This is a genomic window from Microvirga tunisiensis (genome assembly GCF_009296175.1).
GTDB classification, from domain to species: domain Bacteria; phylum Pseudomonadota; class Alphaproteobacteria; order Rhizobiales; family Beijerinckiaceae; genus Microvirga; species Microvirga tunisiensis.
This window is the reverse complement of sequence record NZ_VOSK01000135.1, coordinates 1-17357: the sequence shown is the minus strand read 5'-3', so window position 1 is coordinate 17357 and position 17357 is coordinate 1. Positions and strand designations below refer to the sequence as shown.

The 17357-nt window shown below is 61.3% G+C and carries 14 protein-coding genes and 4 pseudogenes; 8 read left to right on the top strand and 10 right to left on the bottom strand.

All coding sequences use genetic code 11. The features are described 5' to 3' along the window. The 3 genes and pseudogenes from FS320_RS48260 to FS320_RS24865 form a co-directional block, all read right to left on the bottom strand. Positions 1 to 135 (bottom strand): annotated as a pseudogene (locus tag FS320_RS48260) (IS630 family transposase); the annotation flags it as partial. A 595-nt stretch (positions 136 to 730) separates the two neighbouring features. After that, positions 731 to 1036, bottom strand: coding sequence for a hypothetical protein (locus tag FS320_RS24870; protein ID WP_152714592.1), 306 nt, complete (start codon positions 1034 to 1036; stop codon positions 731 to 733). Positions 1037 to 1196: 160 nt separating this feature from the next. Further along, positions 1197 to 1898: pseudogene (locus FS320_RS24865) on the bottom strand (IS6 family transposase). 740 nt (positions 1899 to 2638) lie between these two features. Between FS320_RS24865 and FS320_RS24860 the strand changes: the two are divergent. Further along, positions 2639 to 5341 (top strand): DNA translocase FtsK, encoded by a 2703-nt coding sequence (locus tag FS320_RS24860; RefSeq protein ID WP_162866302.1) that lies wholly within the window; start codon positions 2639 to 2641, stop codon positions 5339 to 5341. A gap of 284 nt (positions 5342 to 5625) precedes the next feature. Here FS320_RS24860 and FS320_RS24855 read toward each other — a convergent pair whose 3' ends face one another. The 3 genes and pseudogenes from FS320_RS24855 to FS320_RS24845 all read right to left on the bottom strand — a co-directional run. Beyond that, positions 5626 to 5907, bottom strand: a complete 282-nt coding sequence (locus FS320_RS24855) for a hypothetical protein (RefSeq protein ID WP_152714591.1) — start codon at positions 5905 to 5907, stop codon at positions 5626 to 5628. A 356-nt stretch (positions 5908 to 6263) separates the two neighbouring features. Then, positions 6264 to 6503 (bottom strand): annotated as a pseudogene (locus FS320_RS24850) (DHCW motif cupin fold protein); the annotation flags it as partial. A 13-nt stretch (positions 6504 to 6516) separates the two neighbouring features. Further along, positions 6517 to 7587, bottom strand: a pseudogene (locus tag FS320_RS24845) (response regulator); the annotation flags it as partial. Here FS320_RS24845 and FS320_RS24840 point away from each other — a divergent pair. Beyond that, on the top strand, positions 7574 to 8197 hold the full coding sequence (locus FS320_RS24840) for an IS5 family transposase (RefSeq protein ID WP_244627346.1): 624 nt from the start codon (positions 7574 to 7576) through the stop codon (positions 8195 to 8197). The pseudogene FS320_RS24845 and the gene FS320_RS24840 overlap by 14 nt on opposite strands. Before the next feature lie 42 nt (positions 8198 to 8239). Next, on the top strand, positions 8240 to 8425 hold the full coding sequence (locus FS320_RS24835) for a hypothetical protein (RefSeq protein WP_152714590.1): 186 nt from the start codon (positions 8240 to 8242) through the stop codon (positions 8423 to 8425). Positions 8426 to 8885: 460 nt separating this feature from the next. Here the strand turns inward: FS320_RS24835 and FS320_RS24830 are convergent, their stop codons facing one another. Genes FS320_RS24830 through FS320_RS24815 form a run of 4 tightly spaced genes read right to left on the bottom strand, consistent with a single transcriptional unit; the run spans position 8886 to position 12260 of the window. Further along, a complete protein-coding gene (locus FS320_RS24830; RefSeq protein WP_152714589.1) occupies positions 8886 to 9866 on the bottom strand; it encodes a branched-chain amino acid ABC transporter permease in 981 nt (326 codons plus the stop codon). Beyond that, positions 9866 to 10783 carry an ABC transporter permease subunit gene (locus FS320_RS24825; RefSeq protein WP_162003219.1) on the bottom strand — a complete coding sequence of 306 codons (918 nt, stop codon included), beginning with the start codon at positions 10781 to 10783 and terminating at the stop codon, positions 9866 to 9868. The genes FS320_RS24830 and FS320_RS24825 overlap by 1 nt, the downstream gene beginning before the upstream one ends. Then, positions 10783 to 11505 carry an ATP-binding cassette domain-containing protein gene (locus FS320_RS24820; RefSeq protein WP_162003218.1) on the bottom strand — a complete coding sequence of 241 codons (723 nt, stop codon included), beginning with the start codon at positions 11503 to 11505 and terminating at the stop codon, positions 10783 to 10785. The genes FS320_RS24825 and FS320_RS24820 overlap by 1 nt, the downstream gene beginning before the upstream one ends. Further along, complete coding sequence (locus FS320_RS24815) at positions 11502 to 12260, bottom strand: ABC transporter ATP-binding protein (RefSeq protein WP_152714588.1); 759 nt, start codon at positions 12258 to 12260, stop codon at positions 11502 to 11504. The genes FS320_RS24820 and FS320_RS24815 overlap by 4 nt, the downstream gene beginning before the upstream one ends. Before the next feature lie 94 nt (positions 12261 to 12354). Here FS320_RS24815 and FS320_RS24810 point away from each other — a divergent pair, with 94 nt between their 5' ends. The 5 genes from FS320_RS24810 (at position 12355) to FS320_RS24790 (ending at position 17121) form a co-directional block, all read left to right on the top strand. Then, entirely contained in the window at positions 12355 to 12705 is a 351-nt protein-coding gene (locus tag FS320_RS24810; protein WP_162003217.1) for a TIGR04076 family protein, read from the top strand. Then, on the top strand, positions 12702 to 13751 hold the full coding sequence (locus FS320_RS24805; RefSeq protein ID WP_152714587.1) for an aldo/keto reductase: 1050 nt from the start codon (positions 12702 to 12704) through the stop codon (positions 13749 to 13751). The genes FS320_RS24810 and FS320_RS24805 overlap by 4 nt, the downstream gene beginning before the upstream one ends. Positions 13752 to 13756: 5 nt before the next feature. Continuing rightward, positions 13757 to 14191 (top strand): hypothetical protein, encoded by a 435-nt coding sequence (locus tag FS320_RS24800; RefSeq protein WP_152714586.1) that lies wholly within the window; start codon positions 13757 to 13759, stop codon positions 14189 to 14191. Between the two features lie 123 nt (positions 14192 to 14314). Beyond that, entirely contained in the window at positions 14315 to 15586 is a 1272-nt protein-coding gene (locus FS320_RS24795; protein ID WP_162003216.1) for an ABC transporter substrate-binding protein, read from the top strand. A gap of 68 nt (positions 15587 to 15654) precedes the next feature. Further along, complete coding sequence (locus FS320_RS24790; RefSeq protein ID WP_152714584.1) at positions 15655 to 17121, top strand: aldo/keto reductase; 1467 nt, start codon at positions 15655 to 15657, stop codon at positions 17119 to 17121. The last annotated feature ends 236 nt before the right edge of the window (positions 17122 to 17357 follow it).

Genomic DNA, 17357 nt, shown 5'->3' with positions numbered 1-17357 from the left:
GCCGACACCATCGGCGCTCAGCAGCACGATGGCGGCCCGCCAGACATGCTTCTGGGCCGTGTTCCGGTTGCTGATAACAGCCTCAAGGCGCTGCCTGTCTGAGGAGTTAAGGGTGATGGAGATACCAATGCGCATGCTGCAGCCTCGCATACGCACAAGCCAGGGGGAATCCTCACGCGGACTCTTTTGTTAGGCGGAAACCACTAGAATACGAGTTTTCATGAGTGTTCACCTTGTGCGAGGAGTCACAAGGAAGAGTATGAAGCTATAGCCAAGATGGGCTATAGCAAACATGCAACACTGCGCAGCTTTACGCTTTTTGTGTCAGCATTACTGACATGAAAACATGCCTATATTTCCGCGAATACACAACTGAATTTGACTCAAGCGCGGCGGCATGCCCTACTGGCTGCGTTTTCGGAGCCTTCCGAAGGCGAGGAGAACTCAACCCTGCCCCGCAACGGGCAGGGTTTTTTCGTGAAATACCGCCAACTTAACGCTTTTACTTGCTCTTGCCGGTGTTTAGGTCTCGAGCGGGCCACGCATTTTCGATAGCCTAGACCCGTTGCGCAATAGCTGAGAGGAGCGAAAAATGACCTCTACTCCGTTAAGTTGACGGAGCTATGCGAGGCTCAAACCGCTCCGAAGCGCCCGAATGGCGTGCGAAGCCTACACAAAATCGCCCCGGCAAAATGGTCGCGCGGGGCTTTTTATGGTTTCTGTACCTTTCTTACCCGCGACGACCGTAGTACTCGCGCTGCTCCCAGTATGGACGCTCATGATCGCGGCGCCACCACGGACGTGCCCATGGCGGCGGACCATCGCCGCGACGCCAGTAAGGGCGATCAAAGTAGCGCCGTGGCGGGCCTGCATATCGGCGCTCATAGCGCGGCGGATCGTAGTACTGGATGTGCTGCAGCGAAACGCCCCGAGCGTCGGCGATCACTGCAGGGCTTGTTAACGGGCTCCCCGATGCCGACTGGGATGCCAATCCAGCGGCGGCGAGCGCAAAAGCTAAGACCACTTTCTTCAACATGTTACCTCCCGAGGCGACGCACTGAGATTGCGCCCTAGGGAGTGAACCCGCTCTGAATGTCGACCTGTCGAAGCGTTCATCTTTCTCTATGGCCTCAAAACGGTGTTGTCACGTTAACCAGCATCGGGCGCATTGAGACAAATTCGGCCGCATGACAGCTTCAAGCGGCGACGCTGGCCGCAGACTTCCATTCCGCCATGGCGTTGAGGCGGTGGCGATGGGTGGCAGAGGCGGAGCGGTGGGAGCGGGGTGGAACGAAAAGATTGCGGACGGCCGAGAAGACATTCACGAACCGCTGCAGGTACCTGGGCGATCGAAAGCCTTGCATCACCCGCTCTCGTTGGCGGAACGGAAGATGCGAATTTTCTGCCCGATTGTTGACCCCTTTGTGGGAGCGGTGCTCGACATCTGGCATGATCTGACGCTGGGCGGCAGCATAAGAGCCGAGCTTGTCGGTGATCATCCGCCGGGGTGGGCAGCCCTGCTTGCGCAAAAGACGCCTCAGCAAGCGTTTGGCCGCCTTGGTGTCACGGCGGGTCTGGATAACCTCATCGAGCACATAGCCATCCTAATCCACCGCCCGACACAACCAGTGCTTCTGGCCAGAGATCGTAATCACAACCTCATCCAAGTGCCACACGTCGCGACGGCTTGGCGTCTTGCGCCTGAGGCGGCGAGCGTACGCCGGCCCGAACTTCAGCGCCCAGCGGCGGATGGTCTCGTACGAGATAACGACGCCGCGCTCGAGCAACATCTCCTCGACCAATCGCAGGCTCAGAGGAAACCGGAAGTACAACCAGACCGCATGGGCGATGATCTCAGGCGGAAAGCGATGGCGTTTGTAGCTGACAGACTTGCTCATGCCGGCCCGTCTACACAGCTCGCCCTCATCCCCGAGTTAACGTGACATCACCGACTGAGCTGATTGGTTGAAGGACACAAGCGGCTCAAGCAGGGGCGGCAGCGTGGCGCACGAGTGGCTAGACAAAACCTGAAGAAAAACGCCCCGGCTGAGGCGCTGTCATACCTCAACCAAGGCGTTTAGCGGAGGGTAGAGCTCCGCACCGGATCGAGATGTTTCGCGTCAGGCCCGGTGAAAGCATCCTGAGGTGACAGAGTAAACATTCGGTATACTTGAATGGGGCACCCCAGCTGAGGGTCGCACTACCAAACCTTCAGCCGGGGCGCTGGTGGCCACCGTGGGGGCACATGTAAGCCACGAGTCAAAGGATAGACCGTTCCAACTGACCCTCGACGTCCCAGAAGGTGGAGAATAATGTCTCAGATGAGCCGCTCTCGGCATGTGGAGTAGCCCGAAAACCGAACGCCCCGACTGAGGAGATCGGGTTCATGGACCCTCAGCCGGGGCGCGTGCGGCTCTGTGGAGCTGACGCCGCAGGAACGAACTAAGCGGGTCAAGCGTGGCTATTCCATGAAGTAACCAAAGAGCCTAACCCTCTGTTTAGGGTTTGCCCGCAGAGTCATGCCAATGCCGGAATCATCACGGCTGGTCACCTCTCAGTAGCGTTCGAGATCATGCATTCGACCCGTAAGCCCCCCTTCGCCCCGCCACCTCTGCCCGGAGAGGAGGATGCCCCGGGGATGACCAACATCGTGCGACTGCGGCAAGGTCGAAGGGATGCTGAAGCCGGTCCGATTCCGGAAGGTGACGAGCCACCGTGGCGACAGGCTTTCGTTCTTGCCGAGGGCGTGAAGGCCACGCGCACGCCGGATAAGGTCATTCGGGCCCGCAACGGCCATGGGGGACCCCCGTCCACGGAGCCGGAGCACCCAGCTCCCGCTGTCAACCCGACTGGTGAGCACGTCCGCTCCGCCATCGGTGCGGAGATTATCGGGGCTCCCGAGCCGGCGATCAGAAGCCAGATCGCGGAATTGCGGTCGGCGTTGGCGTCCGAGGATCCGGTATCAGAACGACTGGCATCTCTCGCTGACAGGGAAGCTGCCCTGGCTGACGCAGCAGGCCGCGGAGAGGCAGCTGGTTCCGCGCGCCGGACGATCGAGACGGCGACACGGCTTCCGTTGCCACAGCAGGCTCCTGCCGCGGATGGGGCGCCTCATCAGAAACAACACCTGGGCTCCCAGCTGGAGCTGGCCGCCACGCCCTTCAGCTTGACGTCCGCGGCGGTTTCGTTCTCGTGGCAGAGCCTTTCATATGGGATAACCGGCGTCCGTCCGGCACGGGATTTGGACGCCTTGTCGGCCGTCCCTGCCGACGGGCAGATGCTGGAGGCCCCCAACGTGGTCGCCGAGGTCACCGACAAAGGCCAAGCCGATCCGGATGGGGCTTCCGAAGCGGAGGATGGCGCCGGCATAGCAGCGGCGCTGCCCTCCGAGCATCCCCAGGAAGCGGCCGTCGAGACCGGGATCGCCGCCGTTGCGGAAGGGGAAGCGACCCCTGCGGTTGCGGGGACCAGCGTGTCGGATCCTTTCGGGGAGGAGGTCGATCTCGGATACCTCGCTCTCTACGAGGATCTCCTGCCGACGGTGAGCAAGAAACCGCAGATAGAGAAGGTTGCCCTTCAGCCCCAGCCTGAACCGTTGGTCGACCCTGTCCCTGTCTCTGTCTCTGACCCGGCGCCCGTCCCGGTTCCGGAGCGAATTGAGAACGTGCCCGTGCCCGACGCTGTGACAGCGCCGGGCCAGGCAGAGTTTGCCCTGATTCAACCGCCTCAGGCAGCCGGCCCGATCGTGGATCTTCCCAAAGTCGCTCCGTCGACCTGGGGGGATCCGATCGCCCGCCCTGCTGCAACAGAGAACTGGTCGTATCAGAAGCCGGACATTGCGTTGCTGGCCGAGCCGCCGGAACGCCAAGGACCGGAGCTGACCGAGGACATCCTGGAAGAGACGGCGGGACGACTGGAGAAGGTGATCCGCGACTTCGGCGTCAAAGGCGAGGTCATCCACGTCCATCCCGGCCCGGTGGTCACGCTGTACGAATTCGAGCCCGCACCCGGCATCAAGTCATCTCGCGTCATTGCTCTGTCGGAGGACATCGCGCGCTCGATGAGCGCCGTCTCGGCCCGCGTGGCGGTGATCCCAGGCCGCAACGCCATCGGCATCGAGCTGCCGAACGAGACCCGCGAGACGGTGTACCTGCGCGAGCTGCTTGCCTCAGAAGATTGCGAGGTCTCGAAACACAAGCTGCCTCTCTGCCTGGGCAAGACCATCGGCGGCGAAGCCGTCATCACGGACCTCGCCCGCATGCCGCACCTCTTGGTCGCCGGCACCACCGGGTCGGGCAAGTCGGTGGCGATCAACACCATGATCCTGTCCCTGCTGTATCGGTTCACGCCGGAAGAATGCCGCCTGATCATGGTCGACCCAAAGATGCTGGAGCTCTCGGTCTATGACGGCATCCCGCATCTGCTCACCCCAGTGGTGACCGACCCAAAGAAGGCGATTATCGCCTTGCGCTGGGCGGTACGCGAGATGGAGGACCGCTATAAGAAGATGGCGAAGTTGGGCGTGCGCAACATCGACGGCTTCAATGCGCGTGTGTCAGAGGCAAAAGCAAAGGGTGAAGTCATTACGCGAACGGTCCAGACGGGTTTCGACAAGGCCACGGGGGAGCTGGCGTATACCGAAGAGGTCATGGACCTTACATCGCTGCCCTACATCGTGGTGATCGTCGACGAGATGGCCGACCTGATGATGGTGGCCGGCAAGGAGATCGAGGGCGCGATCCAGCGCCTGGCCCAGATGGCGCGCGCGGCCGGCATCCACGTGATCCTGGCGACCCAGCGCCCGTCGGTGGACGTGATCACCGGTACGATCAAGGCGAACTTCCCGACCCGGATCTCGTTCCAGGTCACCTCGAAGATCGACAGCCGCACGATCCTGGGCGAGATGGGCGCCGAGCAGCTCTTAGGGCAAGGCGACATGCTCCACATGCAAGGAGGCGGACGCATCGCTCGCGTGCACGGACCCTTCGTCTCAGACGTGGAGGTGGAGAAGGTGGTGGCGCACCTGAAACGTCAGGCCAAGCCCGTTTACGTGGAGGCAGTCACGGCCGAGGACGAGGAGCAAGAGGAGCCCGAAGAGACGCCGGTCTTCGATGAGGGCGAGATGGGTCTGGGATCGGGTGAGCTGTTCGACCAGGCCGTCTCGATCGTGCTGCGGCACAAGAAGGCTTCGACGTCGTACATCCAGCGCCGGCTGCAGATCGGCTACAACCGGGCCGCCTCGCTCGTGGAGCGGATGGAGAAGGAGGGCATCGTCGGCCCCGCCAACCACGCGGGCAAGCGCGAGATCCTCATCGAAACGGGTGGAGCGGACGAGGACTGAGACTGGCAGCCAACCGGACTGGCACACGCGAACGAGCATCGTCTCAGCCTCTAGCAGTCGGTGCAGCCTTCCGGTCTCAGCTCACCTCCACACCGTGCCCCCGGAGAGCGCAAGGTGCTCTCCGGGGGCTTCTGTTTCCACGAGCTCCGCTGCAGATCATCAGGTGTTCCGGGCACCGGCATATTGGGTAAGGGATGTTTCACAAGGAAACCGATAATGGGGCTTCATGCAGTTGCGCTGCAAAGGTCAAGGCAAGTCAGAAGAACCGGCTGGTGGATTGCCGATCATGCTGTCTGAGTGCGCTTGGTGATATGCGCCCGATAGGCCGCTGCTGACTTGATGGTGATCGTGCCTGCTTCGGTGAGCTTCGCAATCTCAGACTTGGCGCGGCGTGCGGCCTGCGCCGAGTAGGAGGGCTTCAATGTGACGCGAACCCGGCTGCTGATATGCCTGCGGTGCCCACCTGCCTGTCGCGAACTCATAGCCTTAGCGGCAACAAGTTGATCAAGCTGGTCGTAAGCCCGCGTGGCTTCCGCAGGGGTGTAGCTGTCTTTCTTCTCGAGCACAGGCGATCCTTTCGGTTGCACCCAGTTTCTGCAGGTGCATGGCATCAGCTAATGCCAGACTCAGTAAAACTCAACTGACGATTGTCATTCGCTAAAGATGCACCGACCGTAGCATGGATTATGATCTGACCCTGAGCACGGTAGGTGCCGTATCTGCCAGGTGGCTGGATCCGCTTCTGATAGGCTGGGCCGACGCTTGGCCCTATGGCGAGCCCTCCTTTGCGCTGTGTTCGCCCACTCCGCAGGCGCCTCGGTTGAAGTCCAGACCCACAGGATGATTTCCGCCGCGAATTGCCGACCTTTGAACACGTTCTTGTTATTTTGCTTCACTGCTAGCCCTTCTTACCACCCTCACTTCATGGCTGGGGTGGGCGAAGCTTCAAAGCTGCAACAGATCCCACGATAAACAGTTTCGCGCCTGTGGTCGTTGAAGAGCGATGAGATGCATCGCCGTGATCGGACACCTGATATCTCATCCCCGATTTGAGCTTGAAGGTGCGCCCATCGCGCAATTCGGTGTCGAGCTCACCTTCCAGGACGTAGAGAACATGACCGCGGTCACACCAGTGATCAGCAACATAGTCAGGAGTGTACTCCGGAAGTGCATCATTACTCTGCCGCGTCCAATTCCGGGGCGGAGGCTAATGAAGCCAGGGCGCGGGCCAGATCAATGCCGTTATAGGGCTTCACCAGCAGCACAGCGGTTTCCAGCCTGGGCTCGGCCGATATGGCGCTGTCGCCCGTCGCAAAGACCACACCCAGGCCGGGGCGGATCTTCAGCGCACGCCGGGCCAGTTCGTCGCCCGACAGGTCAGGAAGCCCGATATCGGCCACCAAGACGTCGACGGGTTCGGCTTCGAGCGCTTGCAGGGCCGACGCCCCGTCTGCGGCCTGAATGACCGCGTGTCCGAGTTCAGCCAGCATCTCGGCCGTGCTGCTGCGGATCAGATCATCGTCCTCAACAAGCAGAACGGTCCGGGTCACCACCTTCGCAGCTTTCACAGCGGACACCTCGGCGAGTGTCGAAGGTGAAGGTGCCAGCAAGGCCGCGGCCTGGTTGCGTTGTTGCTGGTTGGCGAGCACATAACGGATCTTCCGGGCCAAGTCCTCACGGGAGTAGGGCTTCGGCAACAGCTCCACTCCGGCATCAAGACGACCGCCGTGCACGATCGCGTTCTCAGTGTAGCCCGACGTGAACAGCACCGCGATATTCGGCAGGCGCAGACGCGCCTTGCGGGCGAGCTCAGGGCTCCTCAAGGCACCCGGCATGACAACGTCGGTAAATAGCAGGTCGATCTCCATGCCGCTCTCGATCACATTCAGGGCGCTGGCTGCGTCACGGGCCTTGAGCACGCGGTAGCCGAGATCGGAGAGGAGCGCGACCGCGGTCTCGCGAACCTCGTCGTCGTCTTCCACGACCAGGATAGTCTCGGTCCCGCCGTGCACCGGCGCGGTGCGGATATCGGTCAGCACGTCCTCGCGTTCGTGCACGCGGGGAAGATAGATCTTCACCGTCGTGCCCTGACCGACCTCACTGTAGATCTTGATATGCCCACCGGACTGCTTGACGAAGCCGTACACCATCGACAGGCCGAGGCCAGTGCCCTTGCCCTCTGGTTTGGTGCTGAAGAAGGGATCGAACACACGCTCCAGGATCTCAGGTGGAATGCCGCTGCCGGTGCCAAGCTCGAGAGGGCCCGTTCACCTGCTGGTGGACAGCACGGGCCTGCGGCTCTGTGGGCCCGGCGAGTGGCTGGTCGAGAAGCATGGGACCCAGAGGCGCCGGTCCTGGCGCAAACTGCACGTCGGGGTGGATGCCGCGACCGGGCAGATCCTCGCCTCCGAATTGACCACGAGCGACGTCGATGATGGCTCGCAGGTTGAGCCCTTGCTCGACCAGATCACGGCTCCACTCGCGTCTCTCATCGGTGACGGAGCCTACGATCAGGCGGGCATCTACGACACCATCGCCAAGCACTATCCTGAAGCTGACGTGATCGTTCCACCCCGATCAACGGCGGTGCCGAGCGACATGGCAGAGAGCACTCCGACCCGGCGCGACCGGCATCTCCAAAGCATTTCCGAGCATGGCCGCATGGGTTGGCAGAAGCGGTCCCAGTACACTCGACGGGCCTTGGTGGAGACTGCCACCAGCCGGCTTAAACGAGTGATCGGAGACGCCTTGCGCTCGCGGACGGAACCCCGCCGCGCCACTGAGGCCGCCATTGCAGTTCAGACCTTGAACCGGATGCGCGAGCTTGGGCGCCCGAAGTCCGTCCGCATTACTTAAACAATGACGTAGGGTGGCCTGAGTGCGCCCACCGGCCGATCTGTGCAACACAGCCGCGCCGTCCGGCTGCCGCCGAGCTGGCGGCAGCTGGGGCCCATCATCGCCGTCTCAGGGCTTTTCACCTTCGGCTGGACGTCGAGCGTGCTCGTCTATGTCATGACCCAGTTCGGAACACTCGATACCCATCACGCCGAACGGAAGAAGATCGCCGATTCCAGCGACGCGTAACTGCGTTGCGCGGACCGGCTGGTGCACGTCCTGGGGAGCATGGAGCGCACGCCGGGATAAAGCCCTGCCCAGCTGTGGGCATTGAACCGGGTTCCAAGAGAGGATTGTACCTCTGCATCTTGTATCTCAGCAAAATCAAAGACTTAGCGCGCCCTTGAATTGCTCGTATGTACCGCCGCTGTGTACTCATGTCGAGCCATGGTAGGTCACAAATGCGGCCCTGCCCACGAGTTGATCTCCGAAAGCTATGAGCAAAATGCCCCGAATCCCTCCCATGCCTGCGAGTCGACGTGCGGCTGAATGTTTGGCGCGGCACACGACGCCGGATGATGGGAGAGATCAATTGGCGTTCAGAAATCTATAGCGCCCTCATTGATAGCCCGATGCCTGCACTTCAAACAGTTCGGCGTAACGCCTGCCTGAGGCAACACGCACTTCGTGAGAACCAGCCTCGACAGCCTTATTCCTCCTGCACTTCGCCGGCTGACCCCTTCATGTGCCGTGAAACGATGGCCTCCTCGCCCAGGAGTCCGCGCGGTCGCACCAGAAGAATGAGGATCAGAAGCAGCCCAATGAGAACAACTTGCAGGGTTGCTGTCCTGACCTGATGCTCGGCCGGGACGAGTTCACGAAGCACATTCCCAGAGAGGGTCCATAAGGCCCACACTACGACGGCTCCAAGGATGGCCCCGCGATTGTTGCCAGAGCCGCCTACGATCAGCATCGTCCAAAGCTGAAACGTGAGGATCGGCAGAAAATCCTCCGGAGCGATGTAGCCAACAAAGTGCGCGTAGAGCGCTCCGCCAAGCCCCATGAGCATGCAACCGATCACAAAGGCCTGGAGGCGAAACCGGAAGGCCCGCTTCCCTAAGGACTCGGCCGCTGTCTCGTCCTCGCGGATCGCCCGCAAAACGCGACCCCAGGGGCTACGCACGAGACGCTCCAGGGCAACATAGCTGAGACCAAGCAGCATTGCGGCCATCGCCAGGTAAGCCAGATTCCAGGCGAGGTTATTTGCGATGACATCAGCGAATGGCTTTGGAATGAACTGCAGCCCGAACGGGCCGCCCGTTAAGCCTTGCGCATTCAATGCGACCAGTTGCAGGGTCACAGCAATACCGAATGTGGTGATGGCCAAATAGTCGTGCCGCAGCCGCAGTGCCGCCACCCCGACGATAAAGGCTGCAAGCCCAGACGTCGCCATCGCTCCGAGCCAACCGAGGGGGATGGGCAGACCCAAACCGCCGATCTGATCTGGGTAGTCCGGCGCTGTGAGGAGAGCCGACGTGTAGGCCCCGATCGCAACAAATCCCGCAACACCTACGTTGAACAGGCCTGTAAAGCCCCACTGGAGATTAAGGCCGAGCACCACCAGGCCGTAGATCGTGACAAAGACGAGAAAGAAGGTGCCGTATGAGAGAAGACCGAGCAGATCGGGCATCACGGCCTCTCACCAAAGAGGCCAGTGGGGCGAATGAGCAGAATGGCGATGAGGACTATGAAGGCGGTCGCCGCCCGGTATTCAGCCCCTACAATGGGTACCGACAGGCTCTCTGCAAGTCCGACGATGAGACCTCCTGCGACCGCTCCGTAGACGCTGCCAATTCCACCAAGGATTGCCGCGGCGAAGAGCGGAAGCAGAAGGTCGAGGCCGAGTTGTGGCCGCAGTTGAACGGTTAGGCCTGAGAACACACCCGCCACAGCTGCAAGAAAGGCTCCGATGATCCAGGTGGCGCGGATCACTCGATCAACGTCGATGCCCGTCACCCGAGCGAGTTGCGGGTTGATGGAGGTTGCCCGCATCGCCTTGCCGAGGGTTGTGCGCGTGAGAAAGAGATGGAGCCCGACGACCGAAACGGCCGTCAGACCAAGAACAAAAAGTTGATCCGGGGTGATCCGTAACCCGCCCAGCACGTTCCGTGGGACGAGCCGGATGGCGACCTGGATCTCACGACTGTAGTACTCCGGGACCGCCCCAAAGATGAACTGAAGCAGGTTTCGCAGCACAAGGGCGGCCCCAAAGCTCGCCATGATCAGCGTGATCGCGCTCCCGTGTCGCCGCAGCTGACGAAACAGGAGCAGATCGACCAAAAGCGCCAGCGCCGCAGTGGCGATCGCTGCAACGCCAAGCGATGCAAGACGCGTCCAGCCGAACGAGAATGGGCCAAGCGGCTCCATAGGTCCCCAGACAGCAGCAAAGCCGAGGAGCGCTGTCCATGCCAGATAGGCGCCCCAGGTCAGGAGCTCGCCATGCGCGAAGTTCGCAAAGCGCAGGATCGAATAGACCAGCGTCACGCCGATGGCTCCAAGCGCAATGACCGAGCCGATGACGAAGCCGTCGGCGATGAGCTGCAACACTAGGTGTCTCCTCGATAGTGTCCGAGATAAAGCGCAGCGACCTGCGGATCGTTCGCGAGCTCGCGCGCGGTGCCAACAACCCGGGTGCTTCCTTCAACCAAAACTGCTGCACGATCGGCAATGGCAAGGGCCGCTTTTACGTTCTGCTCAACCAGCACGATTGTGACACCGGTAGCGCGAACCTCGACGAGCTTCTCGAAGACGATGCCGACGAGCTTTGGCGAAAGACCTGCCGAGGGCTCATCCAGCATTAAGACCTTTGGCTCGCCAACCAGCGCCCGAGCAACAGCGAGCATCTGGCGCTGGCCGCCTGAGAGACGACCGGCCAGGAGACGTCGCTGACGCGCAAGGTCGGGGAACAGGGCATAGAGTTCAGCGAGCCGCCGCTTCTTCGGCACCTTCAGGATTGAGGCAGCGAGATCGAGATTGTCGTCGATTGAGAGGTTCACGAACACATTCTCGGTCTGTGGCACGAATCCAAGGCCCTCGTGCGGCAGTCGATGAGCCGCGCGTCCGGTGATCTCGCGATCGTGCAGGAGAACCTTTCCTGCAGAAATCGGTACGAGCCCGGCGATCGCCTTGATCAGCGTCGACTTTCCGGCTCCATTCGGTCCGAGGACAGCAACAATCTCGTTGGATTCGACCGACAGTGACGCGCCCCGCACGATCGGGAGCCCCGGCTCGTAGCCGGCCTCCAGCGCCTCGACCCGGAGAGCCGTCACGCCGGGGCTCCGCCAAGATAGGCCTCGACCACTCTCGGATCGTCACGGACCTCTTGGGCTGTTCCGGCCATCAAAAGGCGCCCCTGCGCCATCACCATGATGGGACTGCACAGGTTCATCACCAGATCCATGTTGTGCTCGATGACCAGGAACGTGACACCCTGTCGGTTGAGACTGACGATTCGATCGACGATCGCGTCCAACAGCACGGGGTTGACCCCAGCTCCCGGTTCGTCGAGCAGGATCAAGCGCGGCTTGGCCACAAGAACCCGTGCGAGCTCCAAGAGTTTGCGCTGCCCACCGGACAGGACGCGGGCCGGTTGATCAGCGAGATGGGACAGGCCCACAAAGTCGATCCAGTGCCGGGCTGCGGCCGCTAGTGTCCGTTCCTCGGCGGCCACCCGGCCCGGCGTGAGCCAATTGGCCCAGAACCGCTCGCCCCGCTGGTGCAATGGCGCCACCATAACATTCTCTAGGACCGTCATCTCTGGAAATGGCCTGGGGATCTGAAACGTCCGGGCGAGTCCTTTGGCGAAGATCCGATCCGGCGAAAGCCCGTCGATCCGCTCCCCCTCGAGACTGAGAGATCCGGAAGTCGGCGGGAACAGGCCTGCCAGACAGTTGAAGAGGGTTGTCTTGCCTGCCCCATTCGGCCCAATAAGACCCGTGATCGTACCCTTCTTGATCGTGAAGGACACCTCATCGACGGCACGATTGCCGCCGAAGGTCTTGGTAATCGACTGGGCTGTCAGCATGAGTGGAACGGAGTCCCCGATTGGGTCATGTTGCGAGGGCGGCGATTTTGCGTCATGAGAATGGGCACGTGCAACAGGCAATGGACGTTGTCCCGTGGCAGATGATTCCTTCGAGCTCTACGACCTGAGGGTAGAGGTTGTCGCCCCAGCGGGTGCCACGCTGTATTGTGGCGCCAAGCCCGGTGACTACTTTGAGCTCAAGGGGGAGATGCTTCACTTACCCGCAGGTCAGGGATTCTCGATCTATTCGCTCGCTGCGCTCTTGCCGCTCCTCCCTGCGAAGCAACGCGTCACTCATCCGAACGACTGGATGTCCACCGACGCTGAGGTCGCCTGCCCGGACCCCAATTGTCCAAGCAGGCTTCGGATCAGCCGGATGGCGAAACGCGTGTTTCACCACGCGGAGGTGACGGCGATCCCTTTGCCCAATGAAGGCCTGACATGACCGTCGAAACCATTGAGCTCGCTCCGGGCTACCGGATCTCTCGCATGCTGCGCGGGGGCTGGCAGCTCGCCGGCGGGCATGGTGCCATTGAGGCCGAGCGGGCGATCGCCGACATGGCTGCGTTCGTGGATGCGGGGGTCACGACCTTCGACTGCGCCGACATCTACACCGGCGTCGAAGAGATGATCGGTCGTTTTCGCAATCGCATGCTCGCCGAGCGCGGCTCCGAAGCACTGAAGAATTTCAAGGTGCACACCAAGTTCGTGCCGGACTGGGACGCCCTCTCCCGCGTCGACCGTCCCTATGTGCAGGAGATCATCGACCGCTCGCTGCAGCGGCTCAGGATTGAGCGTCTCGATCTGGTGCAGTTCCACTGGTGGAACTACGCCGTTCCAGGCGCCGTTGAGACCGCGCTCATCCTCAAGGAACTCCAGGATGAGGGGAAGATCCACCAGGTCGGCGGCACGAACTTTGATACGCCCCATACGCGAGCCTTGCTCGACTCAGGGGTGCCGCTCGTGTCGATGCAGGTCCAGTACTCGCTTCTCGATCAGAGGCCGGAGAACGGCCTTGTTGCGCTGTGCCAGGAACACGACATGAAGCTTCTGTGCTATGGGACGATAGCGGGTGGCTTTCTTTCGGAGCGATGGCTCGGAGCGCCGGAGCCGCAGGAGCCCTTCGCCAACCGTTCGCTGGTCAAGTACAAGCTCATCATCGACGATTTCGGCGGCTGGACCTTATTCCAGAATCTGCTCGTCACCTTGCGGGAGATCGGGCGCAAGCACGAGGTCAGCCTAACGGCGGTGGCCACCCGGTGGGTCTTGGACCAACCGGCAGTGGCAGGCGCCATCATCGGCGCCCGCTATGCCGAGCACCTGCCCGACAATCTCGATGTGTTTCGGCTTGTCCTCGATGAGGAGGACCGGGCCGCCATCGACAGCGTTCTGGCACGCAGGGCCGGCCCGGAAGGAGACACTTACACGCTGGAGCGTGATCGGGAGGGTCGACACGGTCGTATCATGCATTACAACCTCAACGAAGCGTGACCCTCATGGGCCTCGACCACCCCCTCGCCCAGGCCGTACTCCAAGAGGTGTCCGATCTGCATGCCTTCTTCGAAGCATGGCTCAGCGGAGAGGCCGAGAACACAAACGCGGTATTTACCCGCGTGGAGAGCTCTCTCGGCGAGGAGTTCACCATGGTGTCTCCGAGTGGACAAAGGCTTCAGCGACCGGATGTGATCGGGTGGCTGCGGGGAACCCACGGAGCCAGGGCAAGCCAGGGCTCGTTCCACATCGCCATTGCCGAGCCCGAGATTCTGCTCTTGCGACCGCCGCTCGTCCTTCTCGGCTATGTCGAGGAGCAAACAGTGGGCAACGTTGTCACCCGACGCCAATCAACCGCCCTGTTTGAAGTCTCACTTGAGGGCGGGCAGCGTGTGCGTTGGCTTGCCCTGCACGAGACTTGGATCGGTCCGGGCTCTTGAGGACCATTCCAGCTCGCCACACTTGCCAAAAGGCCGCCGAGACGAAACACTGCCTTGTGGCCAGGAGCGGCAAGTGACGTCAGAGCTCACTCCGGCGGACTAGATCAAGGGAGTGTGTTCACCGTGCGCTTTACATCCATTGTTTCAGCCGCCAGCCTCGCGATTGCTCTCGCGCCACTGCCAGTATCTGCACGGCAGCCCTGCACGCACACGGTTGGTGTTGTCGTGGAGCTGACCGGTCCGGCCGGGCGCTTCGGCCAGGCTGCGGCCAAATCCATCGAGCTTGCCTTTAAGGAGATCAATGAGGCGGGCGGTGCCGCCGGCTGCCAGCTCGCAGCGGACCTGAGGGACTCGCAGAGTCAGGGCTCCGTCGCAGTCGACCAAGCCCGGCAACTCGTTGACCTCAAGCGTGTGCCGGCGATCATCGGCGGCATAATCTCCTCCGTATCGCTTCCCATTCTGACCTCAGTGACAGCGCCGGCGAACGTCGTTCAGATCTCGCCGGCTTCCTCGTCGCCGACGCTCACCCGTACTGCACAGGAGGGAAAGACCAACGGTATTTTCTTCCGCACCATCACCTCGGACGCGCTCCAAGGCACAGCGGCTGCAAAATACGCGATGGATCAAGGCCTGAAGAAAATTGCGGTCATTCACGTCAACAACGACTTCGGCGTGAACATGGTGGCAGAGTTCAAGCGTGCCTACAAAGCGCTCGGGGGCCAAATTACCTCCACAACGCCGTATAACCAAGGTCAAGCCTCCTATGCACCGGAGGTCACGCGTGGACTTGAGGGAGATCCACCAGCCCTTTACCTCGTCTCCTATCCGGGCGACGGCACAGCGATCGCACGCACCTGGATCTCGCAGGGCGGCGCCGCCAAGTTTCTCCTGAACGACGGCATGAACAGCGCGGACTTCATCCGCGACGTCGGGCCACGTTACCTGAACGATGCCTTTGGGACCTCATCGGGCACCACCAAGACGCCCTCGACCGAGCATTTCGTGAAGGCCTATCCGGCAATGTCCGGCGGCTTTGATGCCAATGCCCCAGCCGCTGACAGGGCTTATGACGCGGCCGCTATCCTTGGCCTTGCGGTGGCTCAGGCCGGCAAGTTTGAGGCGGCAGCGATTCGCGACGCCATTCGTAAAGTCACCGGGAGTGACGGCGAAGTGATCTATGCCGGTCCGGAGGGCTTCAAGAAGGCGCTCCAACTCATCAAGGACGGCAAACCGGTGCGCTACGAGGGTGTTATTGGCCCTGTGAGCTTCGACCAATATGGCGATATCACCGGCCCCTTCCGACTCTGGCGAATTCAGAACGGTGAGATCACCACGGTCGGCCAGATGGGCGTCGATGAGGTCAATGCCATCAAGGCTAAGATCCCATCGCGCTAGAACCTGCTCTGTCGGTGACACAGGCTCCGCGCCCGGCGCGGAGCCTTCGCCTTTTGCCGGAGATTTCCATGTCCATTCCCCCCGATCGGATACTGCTCGCACCCGGGCTTGAGATCAGCCGTGTGGTCACCGGCCTTTGGCAAGTGGCCGATATGGAGCGGGATGGCCGCTCCTTGGATCGCGACGCGGCAGCCGCCGCCATGGCCGACTATGCCCGCGACGGCTTTGACAGCTTCGATATGGCCGACCACTACGGCAGTGCGGAGCTGATCACCGGTCGTTTTTTAAGCATGCAGACTGGGGCCGAGAAGCAGCGTCCGGCGGCTTTCACCAAGTGGTGTCCGACGCCTGGGCCGATGACCGCAGACGTCGTGCAGGCTGGTATCGCCCAGCGCCTCAAGCGCCTTGGTGTCGAGTCCATTGACCTTTTGCAATTCCATTGGTGGATGTTCGAGCATCCCGGCTACATTGATGCCATGAAGGAGCTTGTTGCGCTGCAGCAGGACGGGCGCATCCGCCATCTCGGCGTGACGAATTTCAATACCGACCACCTGCGCCTGCTGGTGAAGCACGGCTTCCCGATCGTATCGAACCAGGTCTCCTTCTCCCTTCTCGACCGCCGCGCTGCGGAGCACATGAGCACTTTCTGTCTCGCCGCCGGCGTGCGCCTGCTGGCCTACGGTACACTCGGGGGCGGCTTCTTGACGGACCGCTGGGTGGGTGCGCCCGAGCCAACGTCCATTGAGGATTGGAGTAAGTCGAAGTACAAGCGCTTCATCGACACCATCGGAGGGTGGTCGGCTCTCCAGAAAATTCTGGCGGCCTTGCACGAGGTTGCTCACAAGCACGGTGTGTCCGTTGCCAATGTAGCCACACGCTGGGTGCTCGAACAGCCGGCCGTTGCGGCTGTCATCGTTGGGGCTCGGCTGGGAGAGCGCGAGCATCGGGCGGACAATGCAACCCTGTTTTCGTTCTCGTTGGACGAGGATGACAAACAGCGGATCGACGAGGCTTTGGTTTCTGCTCGGCGCATCCCTGGTGATTGCGGGGACGAGTATCGTCGCCCACCTTTTCTCACGGCGTCCGGCGATCTCAGCGATCACCTCGAGAGCTTTCCACCGGTGTTCGAGGCAGTCCCGATCGATGGGCGCCCGGACCGCCTACGCATTGACTCCGGCAGCGTCTGGGAGCCCATCTGTGGGTACAGCCGTGCAGTGCGGATTGGCAATCGCATCCTTGTTAGCGGAACCACGGCCACCCACGGCACAGGTGAAATCATTTGCCCAGGCGATGCCGAAGGGCAGGCGGTTTACATCCTGGATAAGATCACAGCGAGCATCGCCTCTCTGGGCGGAACGCTTGCAGACACTGTCCGAACGCGTGTCTATCTCAGCAATGCAAACGACTGGGAGGCAGTTTCCCGAGTGCATGGTCGGTACTTCGGAGCCGTGAGACCTGCAAATACACTGCTTGAGATCTCGCGCCTGGTTGGGGAGTACGCGATTGAGGTCGAGGCTGAAGCTGTCATCAGTTAGACACCTTCGACTGAAGCGAGTCGCAATCGCAGATTTGTGCATGCCTATGTGCATGCAGCCCTAGCCAGTCGTATGTACCAAAATGCTTGTTGATTCTCGTCGTCGCAACCAGCCGACCGCTCACCGCGGAGGTCTTCCGCACCCACCTGCAGGAACGATATCTCGGACGCTGAAGGAGACTAAGCTGCACATGAAATCCATCATCTTCACTCTGGGTCGAGCGTTTTCACGGACAG

What these genes read in the sequence shown, in the direction of transcription:
- FS320_RS24870 (WP_152714592.1), bottom strand. Translation starts at nt 1,036, where the DNA reads ATGTTGAAGAAAGTGGTCTTAGCTTTTGCGCTCGCCGCCGCTGGATTG.
- FS320_RS24860 (WP_162866302.1), top strand. Translation starts at nt 2,639, where the DNA reads ATGACCAACATCGTGCGACTGCGGCAAGGTCGAAGGGATGCTGAAGCC.
- FS320_RS24840 (WP_244627346.1), top strand. Translation starts at nt 7,574, where the DNA reads ATGCCGCTGCCGGTGCCAAGCTCGAGAGGGCCCGTTCACCTGCTGGTG.
- FS320_RS24830 (WP_152714589.1), bottom strand. Translation starts at nt 9,866, where the DNA reads ATGCCCGATCTGCTCGGTCTTCTCTCATACGGCACCTTCTTTCTCGTC.
- FS320_RS24815 (WP_152714588.1), bottom strand. Translation starts at nt 12,260, where the DNA reads ATGCTGACAGCCCAGTCGATTACCAAGACCTTCGGCGGCAATCGTGCC.
- FS320_RS24805 (WP_152714587.1), top strand. Translation starts at nt 12,702, where the DNA reads ATGACCGTCGAAACCATTGAGCTCGCTCCGGGCTACCGGATCTCTCGC.
- FS320_RS24800 (WP_152714586.1), top strand. Translation starts at nt 13,757, where the DNA reads ATGGGCCTCGACCACCCCCTCGCCCAGGCCGTACTCCAAGAGGTGTCC.
- FS320_RS24790 (WP_152714584.1), top strand. Translation starts at nt 15,655, where the DNA reads ATGTCCATTCCCCCCGATCGGATACTGCTCGCACCCGGGCTTGAGATC.